15 protein-coding genes and 1 tRNA gene are annotated in these 21,289 nt (G+C 66.6%); 10 read left to right on the top strand and 6 right to left on the bottom strand.

The features are described from left to right. Positions 1-74: 74 nt before the first annotated feature. Positions 75-1,004, top strand: coding sequence for a non-homologous end joining protein Ku (gene ku / locus ACFPME_RS15105; RefSeq protein ID WP_377306481.1), 930 nt, complete (start codon positions 75-77; stop codon positions 1,002-1,004). A gap of 36 nt (positions 1,005-1,040) precedes the next feature. Here the strand turns inward: ku and ACFPME_RS15100 are convergent, their stop codons facing one another. Beyond that, the gene (locus tag ACFPME_RS15100) at positions 1,041-1,217 is read right to left on the bottom strand and encodes a hypothetical protein (protein WP_377306480.1); all 177 of its coding nucleotides are present in this window, start codon (positions 1,215-1,217) and stop codon (positions 1,041-1,043) included. Between the two features lie 199 nt (positions 1,218-1,416). Between ACFPME_RS15100 and ACFPME_RS15095 the strand changes: the two genes are divergently transcribed. Genes ACFPME_RS15095 through ACFPME_RS15085 form a run of 3 tightly spaced genes read left to right on the top strand, consistent with a single transcriptional unit; the run spans position 1,417 to position 5,191 of the window. Next, positions 1,417-2,172, top strand: coding sequence for a gluconate 2-dehydrogenase subunit 3 family protein (locus tag ACFPME_RS15095; protein WP_377306479.1), 756 nt, complete (start codon positions 1,417-1,419; stop codon positions 2,170-2,172). Continuing rightward, positions 2,172-3,932, top strand: a complete 1,761-nt coding sequence (locus ACFPME_RS15090) for a GMC family oxidoreductase (RefSeq protein ID WP_377306478.1) — start codon at positions 2,172-2,174, stop codon at positions 3,930-3,932. The genes ACFPME_RS15095 and ACFPME_RS15090 overlap by 1 nt, the downstream gene beginning before the upstream one ends. Beyond that, positions 3,929-5,191, top strand: a complete 1,263-nt coding sequence (locus ACFPME_RS15085) for a c-type cytochrome (protein WP_377306477.1) — start codon at positions 3,929-3,931, stop codon at positions 5,189-5,191. The genes ACFPME_RS15090 and ACFPME_RS15085 overlap by 4 nt, the downstream gene beginning before the upstream one ends. A gap of 189 nt (positions 5,192-5,380) precedes the next feature. Here the strand turns inward: ACFPME_RS15085 and ACFPME_RS15080 are convergent, their stop codons facing one another. After that, complete coding sequence (locus tag ACFPME_RS15080; RefSeq protein WP_377306476.1) at positions 5,381-5,830, bottom strand: PA2169 family four-helix-bundle protein; 450 nt, start codon at positions 5,828-5,830, stop codon at positions 5,381-5,383. Positions 5,831-6,071: 241 nt separating this feature from the next. On the opposite strand from ACFPME_RS15080, the gene ACFPME_RS15075 reads away from it, so the two are divergent. The 5 genes from ACFPME_RS15075 (at position 6,072) to ACFPME_RS15055 (ending at position 15,659) form a co-directional block, all read left to right on the top strand. After that, the gene (locus ACFPME_RS15075; protein ID WP_377306475.1) at positions 6,072-6,569 is read left to right on the top strand and encodes a hypothetical protein; all 498 of its coding nucleotides are present in this window, start codon (positions 6,072-6,074) and stop codon (positions 6,567-6,569) included. Positions 6,570-6,682: 113 nt separating this feature from the next. Continuing rightward, complete coding sequence (locus tag ACFPME_RS15070; protein ID WP_377306474.1) at positions 6,683-7,048, top strand: hypothetical protein; 366 nt, start codon at positions 6,683-6,685, stop codon at positions 7,046-7,048. A 309-nt stretch (positions 7,049-7,357) separates the two neighbouring features. Continuing rightward, positions 7,358-8,014, top strand: coding sequence for a GIY-YIG nuclease family protein (locus ACFPME_RS15065; protein ID WP_377306473.1), 657 nt, complete (start codon positions 7,358-7,360; stop codon positions 8,012-8,014). Positions 8,015-8,502: 488 nt separating this feature from the next. Continuing rightward, positions 8,503-12,330 (top strand): EAL domain-containing protein, encoded by a 3,828-nt coding sequence (locus ACFPME_RS15060; protein WP_377306472.1) that lies wholly within the window; start codon positions 8,503-8,505, stop codon positions 12,328-12,330. 173 nt (positions 12,331-12,503) lie between these two features. Further along, positions 12,504-15,659, top strand: coding sequence for a PAS domain S-box protein (locus tag ACFPME_RS15055; protein ID WP_377306471.1), 3,156 nt, complete (start codon positions 12,504-12,506; stop codon positions 15,657-15,659). Between the two features lie 106 nt (positions 15,660-15,765). Here ACFPME_RS15055 and ACFPME_RS15050 read toward each other — a convergent pair. Further along, positions 15,766-15,840 (bottom strand) — tRNA-Val (locus tag ACFPME_RS15050). A 161-nt stretch (positions 15,841-16,001) separates the two neighbouring features. On the opposite strand from ACFPME_RS15050, the gene ACFPME_RS15045 reads away from it, so the two are divergent. Next, positions 16,002-16,343, top strand: a complete 342-nt coding sequence (locus ACFPME_RS15045; protein ID WP_377306470.1) for a lipid-A-disaccharide synthase N-terminal domain-containing protein — start codon at positions 16,002-16,004, stop codon at positions 16,341-16,343. Positions 16,344-16,389: 46 nt separating this feature from the next. On the opposite strand, the gene metH is transcribed toward ACFPME_RS15045, so the two are convergent. Genes metH through ACFPME_RS15030 form a run of 3 tightly spaced genes read right to left on the bottom strand, consistent with a single transcriptional unit; the run spans position 16,390 to position 21,135 of the window. Beyond that, complete coding sequence (metH, locus tag ACFPME_RS15040; RefSeq protein WP_377306791.1) at positions 16,390-19,125, bottom strand: methionine synthase; 2,736 nt, start codon at positions 19,123-19,125, stop codon at positions 16,390-16,392. Further along, positions 19,082-20,173 (bottom strand): homocysteine S-methyltransferase family protein, encoded by a 1,092-nt coding sequence (locus tag ACFPME_RS15035; protein WP_377306469.1) that lies wholly within the window; start codon positions 20,171-20,173, stop codon positions 19,082-19,084. The genes metH and ACFPME_RS15035 overlap by 44 nt, the downstream gene beginning before the upstream one ends. 32 nt (positions 20,174-20,205) lie before the next feature. Then, the gene (locus tag ACFPME_RS15030; protein WP_377306468.1) at positions 20,206-21,135 is read right to left on the bottom strand and encodes an ArsR/SmtB family transcription factor; all 930 of its coding nucleotides are present in this window, start codon (positions 21,133-21,135) and stop codon (positions 20,206-20,208) included. Positions 21,136-21,289 lie beyond the last annotated feature (154 nt).

Here is a 21,289-nt window from a genome sequence, read left to right as displayed (position 1 = left end):
ACCCGCCACGCCGCCGCGAAGGACGGCAAGGAAGGGAAGGCGTCCTGATCGCACCAGCCACCGGAGAGCACGCCATGGCACGACCCATCTGGAGCGGAACCCTCTCATTCGGCTTGCTCAATGTGCCGGTGTCGCTGATGACCGGCGAGCGCAGCGTCGACCTGCATTTCCGCATGCTGGACAGCCGCAGCAACACGCCGGTGCGCTACGAGCGCGTCAATGCCGAAACCGGCGAGGAAGTGCCCTGGAAGGAAATCGTCAAGGCGTTCGAATACGCCAAGGGCAGCTACGTCGTGCTGGAGCCCGAGGACATCAGATCCGCCTCGTCCGAAGGCCGTGAAGTCGTCGACGTGAAAGCCTTCGTCGACGCGGATTCGATCGGCCCGGAGTACTTCGAAAAGCCGTATTTTCTGGTGCCGGGCAAGAAGGCCGAGAAGGGTTACGTGCTGTTGCGCGAGACGCTCAAGCGCACCGGGAAGATCGGCATCGCGCGCGTGGTGATCCGCACGCGCGAGTACCTGTCGGCCGTGATGCCGCGCGGCGACGCCTTGATGCTGATGCTGTTGCGCTATCCGCAGGAACTGGTCGACGCGGGGGAATACAAGATTCCCCAAGGCAAGGCGTCGGAGTACCGGGTCTCGGACAAGGAGATCCAGATGGCCGAACAGCTGATCGAATCGATGAGCGACGAATGGAAGCCGGACGACTATCGCGACGAGTTCCGCGACCGCCTGCGCAAGGTCATCGAGAAGCGCATGAAATCCAGCGGCGTGGTCACGCCGCCGCCCGACGAAGAAGCCGAGACCCCGGAGAACGCCACCACCAACGTGGTCGATTTCATGTCGCTGCTGCAGCAGAGCCTGGCCACCAACAAACGCACCCCGGCGAAAAAGGCCGTCGCGAAAACGGCGCGCAAGACGGCCGTCAGGAAGGTTGCCGCGCCGCGGAAGAAGGCGCCGGCCAAGAAGGCCGCGAAACGCACGACGACCCGCAAGGCCAGCTGACCACGGCGGCCACGGCAGGCCAGCCGCACGCGCCGATCAGTGGTCGTCCATGCGATGCAATGCTTCCTGCACGATGCAATCGGAATGTCCGCAGCCGCATTCGCCGTCGCTGGTCACTTGCTGGCGGCAGCGATCGCTGCAGTACTGCTGCGGCTCGCTGACCTTGCAGCCGCAGCCCGGATGCGCGCAGGGTTCGGTGGGGTTGGCGTTCATGCTTGCTGTCCTCCCGGATAATCGCGGCGTCGGTGTCGACGCCCGGTTGCATCGTGCCGGGCCGCACCGTCGATGGTGCGTGAATCGCCTTGCGCGCACGGAAGATTCTTCTGCGCGAAAGTTCCTGCGTCGGCGCGAGCACTACTGAACCTTCACCGGGCGATTTCTAAGCTGCCGCTTTCTGCCGAGGGAGCCGCTGATGTCGATGCCTGCCGATGGACGGAAAGGAAACCTCCCGATCGCCGGTGATGCATCGGCCGACGCTTCCCGCCGCGCGTTCCTGAGGACCGTGGCGGTGCTGGTTCCCGCGGTGGGCGTGCTCGGCGGCTGCCGCACGTACAACCCGTCCGCGCACGCAGCCGCGCCGGTGTATTTCAGCCAGGCCGAGAAGAACTTCATCGACGCCGCCACGCAGCGGCTGATTCCTGCCGATGCGCTCGGCGCCGGTGCGAACGAAGCTGGCATCACGCAGTTCATCGACCTGCAGCTTGCCGGTGCCTATGGCCGCGCCGAACGCTGGTACATGCAGGGGCCTTGGCCTGCCGGCACCGACCAGCAGGGTTTCCAGCTGAAGTACACGCCGGCGCAGATCTATCGCGAAGCGATCGGCGGCATCGAGGCGCATTGCTCGCAGCAGTACGGCAAGCCCTTCGCGCAACTGACCGCCGCGCAGCAGGACGAGGTGCTGCACGCGCTGGAGGATGGCAAGGTCGAGCTGGCCAACGTGCCCGCCAAGACGTTCTTCGCGCTGCTTTGGCAGAACACCCAGGAGGGCTATCTGGCCGATCCGGCCTACGGCGGCAATCGCGATTTTGCCGGCTGGAAGCTGATCGGGTTCCCCGGCCCGCGCTACAACTACATCGAGGAGATCGACAAGTTCGGCCAACCGTATACGCAGCCGTTCGTGAGCCTGGTCGGTCGCCATCCGGGTGCGCGCGGCATGGGAGAGCCCTGATGGCGACCAGGCTTCCCCCGGTCGACGTGGTGCTGGTCGGCTTCGGCTGGACCGCGGCGATCGTCGCCCAGGAACTGACCGATGCCGGTGCGCAGGTGCTGGCGCTGGAGCGCGGCGAGTTCCGCGATACGGTGCCGGACTTCGCCACCAACATCATCCAGGATGAATTGCGGTACGCGGTGCGCAAGCAGATCTTCGAGTCGCCCGAACGCGAGACGTTGACCTTCCGCGACAGCGCCGACCAGACCGCCTTGCCGATGCGCCATCTCGGCTCGTTCCTGCCGGCCGCGGGCGTCGGCGGTGCCGGCGTGCACTGGAACGGCCAATGCTGGCGCTTCCTGCCCAGCGACTTCGAGATCCGCAGCCAGGTCGAGCAGCGCTACGGCAAGGGTTTCATTCCCGCCGGCATGAACCTGCAGGACTGGGGCGTGACGTACGACGAACTCGAACCGCACTACGACCGTTTCGAATACCTGTGCGGCGTATCCGGCAAGGCCGGCAACCTCGGCGGCGCGAAGCAGGCCGGCGGCAATCCGTTCGAAGGTGCCCGACGGCGCGAGTATCCCCTGCCGCCCCTCAAGCGCAGCGCGTCGACCGTGCTGTTCGACAAGGCGGCGCGCGCGGCGGGCTTCGACCCGTTTCCGTGCCCGGCAGCCAATGCATCGCAGCCGTACCGCAACCCGCTCGGCGTGCAGATGGGCCAGTGCACCTATTGCGGCTATTGCGAGTGGTTCGGCTGCGGCAACTATTCCAAGGCCAGCCCGCAGACCACGATCCTGCCGGTGCTGCTGAAGAAGGACAACTTCCGCTTTCGCCCGCGCAGCAACGTCATCCGCGTCAACACCGACGGCCGCGGCAAGCTCGCCACCGGGGTCACCTATGTCGACGTGGACGGCAACGAGTTCGAGCAGCCCGCCGGCCTGGTGGTGTTGTGCGCGTTCGCCCAGCACAACGTGCATCTGCTGCTGCTGTCGAAGATTGGCACGCCGTACGATCCGCGGACTGGCGTGGGCGTAGTGGGGCGCAACTACGCCTACCAGATCACTTCGTCGGTCGACATCTTCCAGAAAGAGATCCTCAACCCGTTCATGGGTGCCGGCGCGCTCGGCCAGGCGGTCGACAACTTCAATGGCGAGAACTTCGACCACGGTCCGCTCGGCTTCATCGGCGGCGGCTACATCGCGCTGTGGAACACCGGCGGCCGCCCGATCCTGCAGCACTACCTTCCCGAAGATGCGCCCAAGTGGGGTGCCGGCTGGAAGAAGGCGATGCACGAGAACTACCTGACCTCTGCCTCGATCGCCACCCACGGCAGCGTGATGAGCTATCGCAACAACTATCTCGACCTCGACCCGACCTGGCGCGACGACTACGGTAGCCCGCTGCTGCGCCTCACGTTCGACTACCAGCCGAACGAGCACGCCATGTCCGATTACCTCACCGACCAGGCCGCCAAGATCGCGCAAGCGATACCGGCCGCAACCCATCACGTGAAGAAGCGCGAGGGCCGCTACTCGATCGTGCCGTACCAGACCACCCACAACACCGGCGGCGCGGTGATGGGCAACGATCCGGCGACCAGCGTGGTGAACCGGTACCTGCAATCGTGGGACGTGCCAAACCTGTTCGTGATGGGTTCAAGCGTGTTTCCGCAGAACCCCGGCTACAACCCGACCGGCACGATTGGCGCGCTGACGTTCTGGGCGGCCGATGCGATGAAGCGCTATCTGAAGAATCCCGGCCCGCTGGTGACGACATGAACATGCCGCATAGCGGACGCTCGCTGTCGCTGGGTTGCGCCTTGCTGCTGGGCGCAGGCATGGTTGCCGCCAACTCGACCGATGTCGCGCGCACCAGCCCCGGGCCCTATGCCTCGACCACGCGCGGCCGCTATCTGGTACGGGCCGGTGACTGCATGTCCTGTCATACCGCTGCCAGCGGCGCGCCGTTCGCCGGCGGCCGCGCGGTACCGACGCCGTTCGGCACGATCTACTCGACCAACATCACGCCCGATCGCGACACCGGCATCGGCGCGTGGAGCGAGGACGACTTCTATCGCGCGATGCATGAAGGGATCTCGCGCGACGGCCACCATCTGTATCCGGCGTTTCCGTACCCGTGGTTCACCCGCATCAGCCGCGACGACGTGCGCGACATCCGGGCCTATCTCGGCACCGTCACCGCCGTGCGCCAGGACAACAAGCCCACCAGGCTGCCGTGGCCGCTCAGCATGCGGGCGGCGATGGCGGTGTGGAACGGCATGTACTTCGACGAAGGCATCTACCAGTCGGATCCGACGAAGTCGGCGCAGTGGAATCGCGGTGCCTACCTGGTGCAGGGCGTCGGGCATTGCAGCGCCTGCCACGGCGACAAGAACTTCGCCGGCGCCGTCGACACGGATCACCCGCTGAATGGTGGTTTCGCCGAGCACCAGTTCGCGCCGAGCCTGGCCGGCGGCAGGCGCGACGGCCTCGGCGACTGGAGCGAGCAGGACATCGTCGGCTACCTGGCCCGCGGCCACAACGCGAAAGCCAGCGCGGCCGGACCGATGGCCGAGGTGGTCGAGATGTCGACCCAGTACCTGAGCGAGCCTGACCGTCGCGCCATCGCCGTCTACCTGAAGAGCCTGCCGGCTGCCGGGGAAAAAGCCGTGGCCGCCGCGGATGCCGACACGATGAAGGCCGGCGCAGCGTTGTACCTCGACAACTGCGAAGGCTGTCATCTGCGCGCCGGCACCGGCGAGGCCGGGGCGTTTCCGCCGTTGAAGAACAGCTCGGCCATTCAGGCGGTCCAACCCGATACGCTGATCGCGGTGATCCTGCAGGGCGCCCACGTGCCGGCCACCCGCGCCGATCCCACCGGGCTGGCCATGCCCGCTTTCGCGGACAGGCTGGACGATACGGAGGTGGCGCAACTGACCACCTATATCCGCAACGCATGGGGCAACCGGGCCAGCAGCGTTGCCGGTGACGCCGTGCATGACTTGCGCAAAAAGCTGTCCTCGAACCCGGCTCGTTGAGTGCCTGGCGCAGAGTCGCCGCGCGGTTCGACGTCGCTGCTGCGCGGCAACGCTCCGGATCGTGGGGTCAGGGCGGTCCGTCCTCGCTCGACCGCCCGGGCTTGGCGCAGCGCCGCCGACGCGAAGTCGAAGCCGCGCTGGCCTTCCACTTCGCGTCGAATTTGCGGTGCGCCAGCGGGCTTTGCTCTGTCAGGAATGAAACGCCTGCTTGATGTCGCGCATCTGGTCATGGCCGTGGCGCACGGAGGTGTAGACATCGGTGATCACCGACATCGCGGCAGGCGAAACATCTTCGTCCTTCATGGCATCCTCGAACTTGGACTTGAGGTGATCCTCGCCGCGTTCCACTTCGTCCACCACCGCCTTGTTGTCGTTGGAGGTGAGGCTGGCGCGCAGGTTCACGAACATGCGGTGGGCGCTGGCCAGCGCGGTGCCGTCGTCTTCGGGTTCGCCGCCGAGCGAACGCACGCATTGCTGCAGCGTCGAAGCGGCGCTGCGTCGTTCGCCCGAACGCGCGCGAAACAGCGACGTCAGCTGCTCGCTCTTGGCATCCTTGGCAGCCTCTGCGTAGCCATCGGCACTGTCGAGCGTGGTGCCGATCAGGCTGTTGAGTACCTTGATGTCATGCTTGTTGTTCATCGAAATGTTCTCCTGTAGGACTCGGATGGAAGCCCGAAGTGGGCAGGGGAATCGCCGCCCGCAGTGAACGTCAGCCCATGTGATGGTTGCGCCATGGTTCTGTTCAGACGCATGGGGAGCGTTCAATCAGCTCGGCGGCGTGCGCTGCCGCCAGGTGCTGGAAGCTTGCCGCCGCCACTCACGCAACGGTAACCGCATCGCCGCGAAAATCGCGGGGCCGGCCATCGCAGCAGGAGCGGATATGAAGACACGTCATGTATTCAGCACCCCCGATGTGGATGCCGCGGAATCCGCCGTGCAGGCGTTGCGCCAAGCGGGCCTGGCCGACGACTGCATTTCCTTGATCGCGCGGCATGACATCGAGAACCAGCAGATCCCCGAGAACCAGCAGGAAACGAGCGACGATTTCAACCGCGGCGGCATCAAGGGCCTGCTTGCCGGTGGTAGCAGCGGCTTGCTGGTCGGGCTGGTTGCCATGGCGGTGCCGCCGCTGGGGCTCACGCTTGCCGGCGTCGCGGCGATGACCATTGCCGGCGCCGCGGTGGGCGGCTGGGTAGGCATGCTCACCGGCACCGCCGAGCCGGGCGCGGTGCGCCGCAAGTTCGACGACGAGATCGCGGCCGGCCGCGTACTCGTCGTCGTCGACGGCGACGTGGCGGCGCTGGCCATTGCCGATGCAACCCTGCTCGACGTGGGCGCCAAGCCGTTGCCTTTCAGCGCACCCACCGTCGTGTCCTGATCGGGGCACGCGGGTCTGCCACGGCGCAGCCCGCAACATCCTCTGCACGGTCCGCTGACGGGCGCTGGAGAAGACTCCACCGGTATCGGCCGATGCCGCGCGGAGAGAAACAGATGGGCAATACGAACATTCCCCAGGACGGCGCTGCCGATACCCGCAACAGCCGGGATACGTTGACCAGCGAGAACCAGCTCACCGACGAGCAGCGGCGTCAGCGTTCGGCCCAGAAGGGCGGCGCCGGCGTGGGCCCGTCGCCCAGCCGTCCGAAAGATGCGCCCGCGCGGATTCCCGGCCAGTCGCGCGGACCGGCGAGCGACGCGGATCGCGCGCGGGGCGACAGCAAGCGCGATCGGCGCGACAACGCCGGGGAGCCCGCCGAAGGCGAGCCCGACAGCCCGCGCAGTACCAACGGTGCCGGCGACTCCGCAGCCTACGAAGGCCATGCGAACACCGGCCATTCGCCGCCCGGTGCAAGCTGATCCGGGGTGCTCGCGCCTGGCAAGGCTGCTTCAACCAGGCGGCCCGATGTGCCGCGTTGCCGGAGAGCATCCTGCGGAGGCCGTGATCGCCATGCCGGTGCGCGAAGTCATCGCATGGCAAGCGTCGGTACGTGCGGCACCCTGATCCGGCAGCTTTTGCGTGGGGGGTGCTTCAGGCGTTTGAGCGTACGGTTGCAACGCGCATGCGCGGAGTTCCGGCAACGCAGGCCTGCCGCGTTCTCTGGAGATTCGCGCCCTTGCCGGTCGATCTTTGCACCATGCAGACTATCGGCGCATCGTCGTGCGCCGATGTACAACCCACCCGTCGAAGGCCTTGCCGTGAACGAGGAAGTGGCCTATCCGCGCTTCGCCAGCCGCGGCCGCACGTTCGTCTACGTGTTGCCGTGCCGCGAGGAGGACATCCTGAAAGTCGGTTTCTCGCGCGACCCGCTGGACCGGTTCCGCACGCTGCACCGGCGGTTCTACGAGTTCTTCGATCTGGAGCGCGGCCTGCTCGTCGACACCGATCACCTGCGCGATGCCCGGCGCATCGAGAGGTTGTTCATCACCACGTTCGCCGAATGGCGTGCACCCGCGCCGCTGGTGGTGCCGCGGGCGGCGGCCGGGCATACCGAATGGTTCCGCGGGGTGTCGCCGCAGGTGGATGCGCTGGCACGCGAGCTCTGCGCGGAGCAGGGTCTTGCGCTGCACGCCCCACTGAGCGGGTGGCTGCGCGACAAGTTCGCCGACTGGAGCGAACGGCTGTTTGGCTGGTCCGAACGCATGCTCGAGATGATCGAGTACGAACGCTTCAACATGCCGCCGCATGGGCGCGGCGGGCGCGCCGACAGCGCGCTGCGCGACGTGCTCGATGCCTATGTGGCCATGGGCATGGCGGTGGAAGATCGCGTGCCGCCTGCCGTGCTTGCCTGGTACCACAGCGACGATTATTTCGGTGACCGCTGATCCGGCTTGGAAGCGGGCTGGGGCTGCGCGGCAGCACACGCAGGGTGCCCGCAGTGGCAACCTTCGGGCTGGTCGGACAGCGGCGATTCCACCCGCTTGCGGCAATGCTCGCTGCAGTACGCATCGTCCGGACGAACCGTGCACAGGCAAACAGGATGGGCGCACCGGGGATGGCTGGACATGGCGGCGTCCTGGAATGGGGTTGGACTAGCAAAGCCGAAACGGGGCGAATGCAATGTGATTTTCCTTGGCGGCGGGCAGGCACCCGCGGCGGCTCCGGCTGGACTACTCTATCGGGGCAGGTTCGGGCGGTTTTTACGACGGAGTCGGTCTGGTGCACTCCAGGCATCGCCGCCTGAATCACCCTTGAGGGTTCGCGGTGGGCATCATCGTGTCCGCGGGGGCAGCACGCCGGGGCTGGTGGATCCGCGGATTATTTTGACCATCCAGTCTTATGCTGGGTGCGCGGGCAGCGGCAGGGGAGGGCGATGACGAGCAAGCAGGCACGTGGCGAGCTGCGCGAGCGCTTCTACCGGAGCGTGGCGGAGACGTTGTCGTTGCTGCACACGGCGCCAGGCTACGACCGCCGACTCGCGCTGACCGAAGTGGCGCGGATTCTCGCCGCCACCATGGATCTGCCGCTGGTCTGGATCGGCCGGCGGGAACCGGATCACGCAACAGTCGACGTGCTGGCGGCGGCAGGCCCGGAAGCAGGGTACGCGGCGAACCTGGAGATCAGTGTCGACGAACATGGGCCCGGGGGCCGCGGCCCCGTCGCCAATGTCCTGCGCCAGGGCAAGGCGCGCGCGGTCACCATCGAAGCGCCCGAGTTCGCGCCATGGCGCGAAGCCGCCCGGCAACACGGTCTGGGCTCGTGCATCGTGGCAGCCGTCACCATTCGCGACGGTGGCCAGCTCACGCTGGCCGCTTACGCCCGCTCGGGCGCACCGCTGCTCAGCGACGAGCTGCTCGACTGGGCCCAGCGGCTGGCCGACGAGCTGGCGCGGTTCTGGGATCACCAGGCGCTGCTCGAACGCAACCTCAGGATGAGCCGATACCGCGACGCCCAGCGCATGATCCAGCGCGCGCTGCTCGAACAGCCGGACCCGGCCGCGGTGTACCGCACGCTGGCCCAGGCGCTGGTCGATATCGCCGGGGCAGCGGCAGTCGAGGTGTTCGCCAGCGAGGACACCGGCGAGCTGTTGCAGCGAGTGGCCCTGGTCGGCCCGATGGCCGATGCGATGCAGCTGTTGCCGGTGCCGTCGCGCCACAGCCTCGGGCCGACCTTCTACACACCTACGCTCGCGTTCATGCAAGGCAGGCCGGTGGTGCGCGTGCGCCCCGCCGAGAATCCGCAGGCGGCCGCCGCGTGGAGACAGGGGCCGCTGGCCACGATCGGGGCCGTGGGCTGCTGGCCGCTGTTCGGTGCCGCCGATGCTGACGGAGCCCTCGGCGGGCCGTCCGGCGTGTTTGCCGTGATTACCGCCGAGGCCGATGCATTCGACGCGGAGATGTGCCTGCTGGTGGACGAAATTGCCGATGCCGCAGGCCTCGCGCTGCGCCAGCATCAGCAGCGCAGCGCCTTGCTGCAGAAGCAGGAGCTGCAAACCTATCTTGCGCTGCACGACGCGTTGACCGATGTGCCTAACCGGCGCGCGCTGGACCATCACCTGGCCAGCGTGCTGGCGCGGGCCGAGCAGCAAGGCCGCATCGTGGCGGTGGGTCTGCTCGACCTGGACGATCTCAAGCCGATCAACGACCGCTACGGCCATGCCGCGGGCGACCGGATCCTGGTGGAAGTAGCCGGCCGTCTGCGCGGGGCGTTGCGGGTCGAAGACTACGTCGCGCGCCTGGGTGGCGACGAGTTCGTGCTGGTGTTCGAGGACCTCGAGCGCGAGCAGGATCTGGATCTGCTGCTGGCCCGCGTCTGGCAGGCGCTGCAGCAACCGCTGCTCATCGATGGCGCCACCTTCCACCTCTCGGCGAGCCTGGGCATGGCGCTGTATCCGATTCATGCGCAGGCGAACGGCGAGCAGCTGATCCGCTGCGCCGACCAGGCGATGTATCAGGTCAAGGCGCGCAAGCGGCAGCGCGACCGCTGGTGGGCGTTGCCGGCCCGGCCAGGGAATGCCGAGGCGTCCGCCGGACACGACGGACGCGGGCCACCGCCCTATGGCGAGGTGGCGGCTGAGCTGCTGGGGCCATGGTTCGCCGCGCTGGAAGCCCAGTTGCCGCGCATGGCGGAGGGCTATTACGCCGAACTGCAGGCGCATGAGGGCGCCGCCAGCCTGCTTGGCGTGTTGCTGCCGGCCGACGTGGCGATGGTCAAACAGCGGTTGTGCTGGCACCTGTCGATGCTGCTGCGCCCCGGTCTCGATACGGAGACCCATCAGGCCGGCGCGATGCGGGCGGGCTTTTTCCATGCGGCCTGCGGGGTAGAGGAGGTCTGGCTGCTGGAGGCGATCGAGGCGCTGCGCGATATTTTTGTCGGCATGCTGGACTCCGGCGCCCATCGCGACCACCGACCCCTGTCGATCGTGCTGCAGCGACTCGCGCTGGATCGGCAATGGCAACTATTGAGCATGCGCGAGACGCAGCGTCGCCGGGTTGCATTGCTGGCCGCGCTCAATGTGCTGGCGTGGTCGGCCGATGGCTACCTGGAGCTCATCCAGGGCGTGGTCGACGCACTGACCGCGAATGACGAGATTCTGGCCTGCGCGGTGGGTCGTCCCGATGCGGCGGGGCAGCTGACGTATGAGGCCGTAGCGGGCGAGGCGTTTGCCGATTACCTGCGCGCGCTCTGTCGTGGCGAGACCTCGCCGATCGGGGTGCAGGTCGACTCGGCCGACGGCGGCGGCCCGACCGGTCGCGCCTGGCGCACTGCCACGATTCAGCGTTGTGCCCACTACGGCAGCGATCCAGCCATGCTGAACTGGCGCGAGATCGCCGCCCGCGTGGGGATCGTCTCCAGCGTCGCCGTGCCGCTGTGCCCGTTGCCGCGCACGCCGGCCGCGGTGCTCACCATCTACAGCGCTTACGCCGGCGGATTCCAGAGCGAAGACCAGCGGGCGTTCATCGAGCAGATCAAGACGGTGCTGGATCTGGCGCTGGCGAGGCTGGCGCCGCCAAGGCCGGGGGCCGAACTGTTGCCGTTCTTCATGCGCGAGCGCTGGCGCGCGCTGATCGCCACCGACGCCGTGCAGATGCATTACCAGCCGGTGGTCAGGCTGGCCGATGGCCGGGTGACCGAACTCGAGGCGCTGGCGCGGTTGCGCGACGACGACGGCGATACCCTGTCGCCGGCGAGATTCCTGCCGGCGCTGGGCGACGCCGACCTGATCGTGCTGTTCCGGCAGGGTTTGCGGCAGGCCATGGCATGTCGTCAGGCCTTGCTGCAGGCAGGCTACGCACTCGACGTGTCGATCAATGCGCCGGCCGCGGCGCTGACCGATCCCCGCTACGCGGAGACGGCCGCCGCGTTGTTGGCCAACAACGCCTGCCCGGCCCAGGCGTTGCTGTTCGAGATACTCGAATCGCCGATCGGCACCGACCACACGGCGCCGGCCGGCATGGCCGGCATGCAGGCGCTCAAGGCGCTGGGCGTGCGGCTGGTCGAGGACGATCTGGGTGCGGGCTACAGCACGCTGATCCGGCTGCGCCAGTGGCCGTTCGACCGGGTCAAGATCGACCAGGCCATCGTGCGCCAGATCGGCGACGATCCGCTGCCCGCGCTGCGCTTCATCCGGCAGCTGATCCGGCTAGGCCACGATCTCGGTCTCGAGGTCGTGGTGGAGGGCCTGGAGACGGCGGGATCGGTCGAGGCTGCGCTGATTCTGGGTGCCGACCTGGGGCAGGGGTACATCCTGGCGCGGCCGATGCCGGGCGCGGCACTGGCTGACTGGCTGGCCGGCTTCCAGGCCGGTTGGGATGCGCGCCGTCCGGTCACCGCCGCGGGTGCGCTGGCGGCGGCGCTGGTATGGGAAGAACAGTTTCTTGCGTTGCCGCCGGGGTCGCTGGCGTGGCAGGCGCATGCCGAAGCAGGTGATGCTGTCGGCCGCTATCCGGGTGGAGAAACATCGCCAGCACTGCACGACAGCCAGGCCGCGATGATGACGGCAGCCATCGGCGGGCCGGCCGACCCGGTCTATCGCCGGACGCGCGACGCATTCCTCGCGCACTTGATCGAACGCGTGCACGTCGAGGAACGCCGTACCGAGGGCCTTGCCGATGCAGGCGCCACGACCGGGCAAGCGCCGGCTGCGGCCGCGCCCCTCGTGGACGACCAGTGGCGGGCCGGGAACTGGCCCGTCGGTTGAAATGCGGCGGCTGCGGCAGGATCGCTATCCACCGAGCAAGTTTTCACGCGCCGAGGAAGCTCCCCGGCGCCCGCTTCCTTGCCGCCTTTGCGCGGGTTTCCCCATCTGCCGCCGTTTTTCAAAACTAACGGACGCTGTCATACCATCGGGATTCCAAGATTCCGGAACACACCGTGGCCGATAGCGAAATCTCCGGGCGCACCGCGCATCCAACAGGATCCTTGCTTGGCGATCTCGGCCAGGCGCTGCTCGAAGCGATGCCGATGCCGGCCTGCATATGCGATACGCAGGGACTGATCGTGACCTGCAATGCCGCGGCGAAGGAATGCTGGGGCGGCACGATGCGGGCGGGCATGAGGGGTGATGCGTTCCTGCGAACCCCGCCGTCATGGCGGCACGGCGGAGACGACGCGCTGCCGGAAAGCCCGTTGGCGTTGGCCCAACGTACCGATGCCGCCGTGCGCGACATCGAAGTCACCGTCGAAACCGCGCAGGGCGACCACCGATGGGCGTTGGCGAGCGTGGCGCCGTTGACGGATCGCCACGGCGCCACCCGGGGCTTCATCTGCAGTTTCGGCATCACCCAGCCACAGGACGACATGGAGGACCTGTTCGAGAATGGGGCGGTGGGGCTCCATTTTGTCGCGCCGGACGGGACGATATTGCGTGCCAACCGGGCGGAGCTGGAGTTGCTGGGCTATTGCCGGGACGAATACGTGGGTCACAACATCGGCGAGTTCCATGCTGATCAGGACGTGCTCGCGGACATCCTCACCCGGCTCCGGGCCGGCGAGGCGATCGACAAGCATCCGGTACGCCTGATCGCGCGGGATGGCCAGATCCGGCATGTGCAGATCACCTCCAGCGGCTGTTTCCGTGACGGCAGCTTCACCCACACGCGCTGCTTCACCATCGACGTCACCGAGCAGAAGCGGCTGGCCGACGCGAGACAGGAGCGCGAAAAGCTCGCGCACCAACTCCTGCAGGCGTTGCCGATGGCGATCTACACCACCGACGCGCAGGGAAGGATCACCTTCTACAACGAGGCCGCTGTCGCCTTCGCCGGCCGGCGCCCCGCGCTGGGCGAGGAATGGTGCGTGTCCCGGAAGCTGTTTCGTTCCGACGGCACGCCGTTGCCGCATGAGCAGTCTCCGATGGCGATCGCGATCCGCGAAGCGCGACCCGTGCATGGCGAGGAGGCGATCGCCGAGCGGCCGGACGGCAGCCGGGTCGCGTTCGCCCCCTTTCCCACGCCACTGTTCGACGATGCCGGCGTCATGGTGGGCGCGGTGAACATGCTGGTGGATATCACCGACCGGAAGAAGATCGAGCGGTCCCTGCAGGAGCTCAACGACACGCTCGAGCAGCGTGTCATCGAGCGCACGCATCTGGCGGAATCGGCTTCACTGGACTTGCGCTACAGCGAGAGGAATTTTGCGTTGCTGGTGGGAAGCATCGTCGACTACGCCATCTTCATGCTGGATCCGGATGGCATCATCAGCAACTGGAATTCGGGGGCCGAGCGGATCAAGGGCTACCGCGCGGAGGAGATCGTCGGAAAGCATTTTTCGTGTTTCTACACGCCGGAGGACCGTGCCAGCGGGTTGCCGGCCAACGCTCTTGCGGTCGCCAGACGCGAGGGCCGCTACAGCGCCGAAGGGTGGCGCGTGCGCAAGGATGGCACCCGTTTCTGGGCCAGCGTGGTGCTTGATCCGATTATCGACCATGGCGAGGTGATTGGTTTCGCCAAGGTCACCCGCGATGTCACCGAGCGGATGGAGAGCGAAGCGGCGTTGATCGAAAGCGAGGGGCGGGCGCGCGGCGTGATCGACACGGCGCTGGACGGTTTCGTGCAGCTGGACGAGAGCGGTCGGGTGGTCGAATGGAATCCGAGGGCGACGGCGATGTTTGGCTGGCCGCGCGAGAAAGCCATGGGTGAGCTGTTGACGGCGCTCATCGTGGCCGACGAGGACCGCGCGCGGCTCGCTGCCAGCCTGCCGCCGAACAGACTGGCGGCCGCCACCGGAGGCAACGAGCAGATCCACGCAATCGATTTCGAAGGAATGAAGATTCCGGTCGAGCTCAGCATCAGTACGCTGGCATCGAACGGCGGGTGCCGCACCAACGTGTTCATCCGCGATCTCAGCGAGAAGATTTTCATCGAATCGCAGTTGCGCCAGTCGCAGAAAATGGAAGCCGTCGGTCAGCTGACCGGCGGCCTCGCGCATGACTTCAACAACCTGCTGCAGGGGATCATCGGTTCGCTCGACATCATTCAGCTGCGCGTGAACGAAGGCCGTGCCGAGGGCATCGGCCGGTTCGTGGACGGGGCGCTGACGTCGGCCTATCGGGCTGCGGCGATGACCCATCGCTTGCTGGCGTTCTCGCGGCAGCAGCCGCTCGATCCGCGCCCGGTTGACGTCAATCCCTTGATGATCTCGATGGAGGACCTGATACAGCGGACCATCGGCGAACAGATCAAGGTGGAGTTCGAGCCTGCCGCCGACCTGTGGCTGACCTTGTGCGATGCAAACCAGCTGGAAAGCGCGGTGTTGAACCTTTCCATCAACGCGCGCGACGCCATGCCCGAGGGCGGTCGCCTGACCATCCGCTCGCGCAATGTCGATATCGATGAAGTGAAGGCGGTCCGGTGGCAGGACGCACCGGCCGGACAGTACGTCTGCATCGAGGTCACCGACACCGGAATCGGCATGCCGCCCGAGGTGGTGGAGCGCGCGTTCGATCCGTTCTTCACGACCAAGCCGCAAGGCCAGGGCACCGGGCTGGGGCTGTCGATGGTGTACGGGTTCGGCCGGCAGTCGAATGGCCATTGCGATATTCGCAGCGCGCCAGGCAAGGGCAGCACGATCAGGTTGTACCTGCCGCGCTACATCGCGGAAGCGGGACACCGCGAAGAAGTGCCTGCACCAGCCCCGCCGGCCGCCGCCGCGGGACGAGGCGAGGTCGTGCTGGTGGTCGAGGACGAGACCGTGGTGCGCCAGGTGATTGTCGAAGTCCTGCATCAACTCGGTTATGGCGCGCTGGAAGCGGCCGACGCCGAAGCCGGGCTGGAACTGCTTCGCTCCAGCGAGCCCATCGCCCTGCTCGTATCGGACGTCGGACTGCCGGGCATGAATGGCCGCGAGCTCGCCGACGCGGCGCTTGGCCTGCGCCCCGGCCTGAGGGTTCTGCTCATGACGGGCTATGCCTCGGAAGCGGCGATGGCGAGCGGATTCGCCGCGCCAGGCATGGAGTTGATCACCAAGCCATTCGCCGTCGAGGCGCTGGCCAGGCGCATGCGCGAAATGATCGAGCTCGCTCATCGGTAGCGGGTGCCGCGCAGGCTGAACGCAGAGCCGATGGGGGCGTCCGGCGAACCCGGAAGTACAGAAAGAAAGAAGCCATCGCAAGGATGGCTTCAGACCTGCATTCGATTGGTGGGCGGTACAAGGATCGAACTTGTGACACCTGCCGTGTGAAGGCAGTGCTCTACCGCTGAGCTAACCGCCCGCCGTGAGCGCGAGATTCTAGGGGCAGCTGCGGGGCGGGTCAATGGCTGGTGCGGACTCGCCTTCCGTGCAACACACGCTGGCTGACGGTCGGCGGGCCGGGAGGCGGTGCACGTGGGTGGCTGTAAACTCGCCGTTCTTTCAATGCCAAAGCGCCCGATCATGGAATTTCTCAGCACCGAACTTGCCCAAATCATCCACGCCTTGCAGCATTTTCAGCTGACGCCCTGGAAGATCATCGGCCTGCTCGGCTCGGTGATGTTCACCAGCCGATGGTTCGTGCAGCTTTACTACACCCGCAAGCACAAGCGGGTGGTGATGCCGCTATCGTTCTGGTGGCTGTCGGTGGTGGGAAGTGCGTTGTTGCTGGCCTATTTCACCATCGGCAAGAACGATTCGGTGGGCATCATCTCGAATTTCTTCCCGGCCTTCGTCTCGATCTACAACCTGATCGTGCATCTGCGCCATCGGAAGAACAGCGTCACCGGCGATACGGTTGCGTGAGTGACCGGGCAGGCTTGTACGCCTGCCCGGAAACGCGCGGCAGAACTCATTCGGTTTCGTAGTCGAGGTTGGAAGAGAGCCAGCGTTCGGCTTCGGCCAGGGTCCATTCCTTGCGCCTGGCGTAGTCCTCGACCTGGTCCTTGCCAAGCCGGCCGACCACGAAGTACTGGCTGCCCGGGTGCGAGTAGTACCAGCCCGAGACGGCGGCGGCGGGGTACATCGAGAAGCCTTCGGTGAGTTCGATGCCGGTGTTGCGGGTGACGTCGAGCAATTTGAACAGGGTGGCCTTCTCGGTGTGTTCGGGGCAGGCGGGGTAGCCGGGGGCCGGGCGGATGCCGCGGTAGTTCTCGGCGATCAGTGCGTCGTTGTCGAGCGACTCGTCCGGTACGAAGCCCCAGAATTCCTTGCGCACGCGCTCGTGCATGTGCTCGGCGAACGCTTCGGCGAGGCGGTCGGCCAGCGCCTTGAGGATGATCGATGAGTAGTCGTCGTAGTCGGCATGGAAGCGGGCCAGATGTTCCTCGATGCCGAGGCCGGCAGTGACGGCGAAGCCGCCGATCCAGTCGGGTTTGTCGAATTCCTTCGGCGTGATGAAGTCGGCGAGGCAGAGGTTGGGGCGCTCGGGTGGCTTGTCGGCCTGCTGGCGCAGGCTGCACAGCCTGGCGAGCCGCTTGGTGCGGCTGGTGTCGGTGTAAACCTCGACGTCATCGCCGATGTTGGCGGCCGGCCACAGGCCGATCACGGCGCGGGCGGTCAGCCACTTCTCGGCGATGATCCTGTCCAGCATGGCCTGCGCATCCCTGAACAGCTCGCTGGCCTGCGGGCCGACCACGGCGTCGGTGAGGATGGCCGGGTAGTGGCCGGCCAGTTCCCACGCCTGGAAGAACGGGGTCCAGTCGATGTAGCGGCGGATGGTGGACAGGTCGTAGTCGTCGAACACGGTGACGCCGGGGCGGTTCGGCTGCGGCGGATCGTAGCTGGCCCAGTCGCAGCGGAAGCGCTGGTCGCGGGCCTTCTCCAGCGACACCAGTTTCTTGCCGGGGCCGCGGTTGCGGTGGCGTTCGCGCACGTCGGCGTACTCGAGGCGGACCTTCTCGAGGAAGTCGCCGACCAGATCCTTGCTGACCAGCGATTGCGCCACGCCGACCGCGCGCGAGGCATCCTTCACCCATACGGTGCCGGCCTTGTAGTGCGGCTCGATCTTGAGCGCGGTGTGCGCGCGCGAAGTGGTGGCGCCGCCGATCAGCAGCGGGATGTGGAAATCCTGGCGCTGCATTTCGCGCGCGACCTGGCTCATCTCCTCCAGCGACGGCGTGATGAGCCCCGAGAGGCCGATCATGTCGGCCTTCTCGGCGATCGCCGTCTCCAGGATCTTCTGCGCCGGCACCATCACGCCGAGATCGATCACCTCGAAGTTGTTGCAGCGGAGCACCACGCCGACGATGTTCTTGCCGATGTCGTGCACGTCGCCCTTGACCGTGGCCATGATGATCTTGCCGTTGTTCTTGCCCATGTCGCCGGTGCGCAGCTTCTCCGCCTCGATGTACGGCAGCAGGTAGGCCACCGCCTTCTTCATCACGCGGGCGGACTTCACCACCTGCGGCAGGAACATCTTGCCGGCGCCGAACAGGTCGCCGACCACGTTCATGCCGTCCATCAGCGGGCCTTCGATCACGTCGAGCGGGCGCGTGGACATCTGGCGCGCCTCTTCGGTGTCCTCGACCACGTACTGGTCGATGCCGTGCACCAGCGCGTGGCTGAGCCGCTCGCGCACCGGCTTCTCGCGCCAGGCCAGCGTCTCGACCACAGCTTCGCCACGCTTGCCCTTGTAGTTGTCGGCGATCTCCAGCAGCCGCTCGGTGGCGTCCTCGCGCCGATTCAGCACCACGTCCTCGACGCGCTCGCGCAGCGGCGGGTCGATGTCGTCCATGATCGTCAGCGCGCCGGCGTTGACGATGCCCATGTCCATGCCCGCCTTGATGGCGTGGTACAGGAATACCGAGTGGATCGCCTCGCGCACGACGTTGTTGCCGCGGAACGAGAACGACACGTTGGAGACGCCGCCGGAGATGTGGCAGTCGGGGAAGCGCCGCTTCAACTCGCGCGTGGCTTCGATGAAGTCCACCGCGTAGTTGTTGTGCTCCTCGATGCCGGTGGCGATGGCGAAGATGTTCGGATCGAAGATGATGTCTTCGGGCAGGAAGTCGAGTTCGGTCGTCAACAACTCATGGGCGCGCGAGCAGATCTCCACCTTGCGCTGGCAAGTGTCGGCCTGGCCCTGCTCGTCGAACGCCATCACCACGGCGGCGGCGCCATACTGCTGCACCTTGCGCGCCTGTTCGAGGAAGGCCGCCTCGCCTTCCTTCATCGAAATGGAGTTGACGATGCCCTTGCCCTGCAGGCAGCGCAGGCCGGCCTCGATCACCGTCCACTTCGACGAGTCGATCATGAACGGCACGCGGGCGATGTCGGGTTCGGACGAGATCAGGTTGACGAAGCGGGTCATCGCCGCCTCGGAGTCGATCAGGCCCTCGTCCATGTTGATGTCGATCACCTGCGCGCCATTGGCGACCTGCTGGCGGGCGACTTCGACGGCCTCGTCGTAGCGGTCTTCCTTGATCAGCTTCTTGAACTGTGCCGAGCCGGTGACGTTGGTGCGCTCGCCGACATTGATGAACAGCAGGTCGGGCGTGATGACCAGCGGTTCGAGGCCGGACAGGCGGGTGTGACGGGCCATGTTATGCAGCCTCCGCGTCGAGCGACGGCAGCGCGCGGGGTGGATGGTTGCGCACCGCTGCGGCGATCGCCCTGATGTGAGCCGGTGTGGTACCGCAACAACCACCGACCAGATTCAGCAGCCCATCGCGGGCGAAGCCGCCGATCACGGCCGCCATGTGCTCGGGTGTCTCGTCGTACTCGCCGAACGCGTTCGGCAGGCCGGCGTTCGGATGTGTGCTGACATAGCTCTCGGCGAGATTCGCCAGCGTCTGGATATGCGGGCGCAGGTCATCGGCACCGAGGGCGCAGTTGAAGCCCACCGACAACGGTCGCGCGTGACGCACGGAGTAGTAGAACGCCTCGGCGGTCTGGCCCGAAAGCGTGCGACCGGAGCGGTCGGTGATGGTGCCGGAGATCATCACCGGCAAGCGGGCGCCACGCTGGTGGAACAGCTCGCTCAGCGCGAACAGCGCGGCTTTCGCGTTCAACGTATCGAAGATCGTCTCGACCATGAGCACGTCGGCGCCACCATCGATCAGGCCGTTGGCGGATTCGGCGTAGTTCTCTGCCAGCTCCTCGAACGTGACGTTGCGGAAGCCGGGATCGTTGACGTCCGGCGACAGCGAGGCGGTGCGGCTGGTGGGGCCGAGCACCCCGATCACGAAGCGTGGGCGATCCGGTGTCTTCGCGCTCATCGCATCGCAGGCGGCGCGCGCCAGACGGGCACCTGCCAGGTTCAGCTCGTAGGCGAGGTGCTGCAGCTTGTAATCGGCCTGGCTGATGCGGGTGGAGTTGAAAGTGTTGGTTTCGATCAGGTCGGCGCCGGCTTCGAGGTAGGCATCGTGCACGCCGCGGATGATCTGCGGCATGGTCAGCGTGAGCAGGTCGTTGTTGCCCTTGAGGTCGCAGCCGCCCGGATGGGCATGGTTGTCATGAACCTGCGCATGGCCATCGTGGCCCTGCTCGAAGCGTTCGCCGCGGAAACCTTGTTCATCCAGTTCGTGCGCCTGCAGCATGGTGCCCATGCCGCCATCGAGAATCAGGATGCGCTGGCGCAGCGCCTGCTCCAGCAGGGCGACGCGATCGGGATGGAGCCAGGGCAGGGTACTCATCGGACTTCCTTTGGTAAGCGGTGCAGCGATGTTCAAGCGGGCTTGCGCGCAAGCAGGCTGATGACTTCGAAATGCGGCGCCTTGCGCTCGCGGCTGAGCCGGTTGCAGCTCATCACGTTGAGTCCGGCGGCACGCGCGTAGCTGTCAAGCTGCTCGGCGCTGAAGCCGAGATTGCGATGATCGAACGGTTCGACCGCGGCACGATGGTCGTGCTGGCCCAACGTGACGGCGAGCAGACGGCCGCCGGGGCGCAGCAGTCGCGCGGCTTCGGCCACGGCCCGGGCGGGATGCTCGGCATAGGTCAGCGCGTGCAGCATCAGCACCAGGTCGAAGCGTTGCTCGCCCAGGTCCAGCGCATGCATGTCGCCTCGACGTACCTGCACGTTGGCGAACGGCTTGAGCCGCTTGGCCGCGGCCTCGACCACACGCTCGCCGGAATCGACGCAGACGATCGCATGCGCGTGCGGCGCCAGCAGCTCGGCGGTGATGCCGTCGCCGGAAGCGATATCCAGCACGTCGCCGGTACCCAGCAGTTGCAGCAGTGAACGCGCCAGTGTTTCCCAGGTGCGGCCCGGCGAATAATGCCGCTCCATGTCGCCGGCCACGGTATCGGCCCAGCCTTCCTCGCGGGCACGGTTGGCCAGTACGCCGGGCAGGCGCGCGGTGTCTTCGCGCAGCAAGGCGTCGTCAATGCTCTCGCGCAGCGAAGCCAGAAGATTGTGCTGCGCCTCGTCGCCTTCATTGTTGGCGCGATAGTAGGCGGACACGCCGGCGCGGCGATCGCGCACCAGCCCGGCTTCCTTCAATTTCGCCAGATGGGTGGACACCCGCGGTTGCGCCAGATGCAGCACCGCGGCCAGCTCGGCCACGGTGAGTTCCTCGTGTTCCAGCAGGGCCAGCAGGCGCACGCGGGTGGGATCGGCCAGCAGCCGGAGCACGCTGGAGGCAGTCGCCAGGTCCATCGGGCATCCTTGTATCGCGATAAAGAGATAACAAGTCTGGCCTTGGTTCGCCGGGTCGTCAAGCGATGCGCAGGCCTTGATTTTCGCGGGAGGCCAGCCCGGGGGCGACGCTTTCCGCTGGCGGTGGGAAGACGCATCGCACACGAGAGCGGGC

Origin of the sequence: Rhodanobacter umsongensis (assembly GCF_042654965.1) — a bacterium.
Taxonomy (GTDB): domain Bacteria; phylum Pseudomonadota; class Gammaproteobacteria; order Xanthomonadales; family Rhodanobacteraceae; genus Rhodanobacter; species Rhodanobacter umsongensis.
Note: the sequence above shows the minus strand (reverse complement) of the source record. Positions and strands in the feature narration are given on the sequence as shown.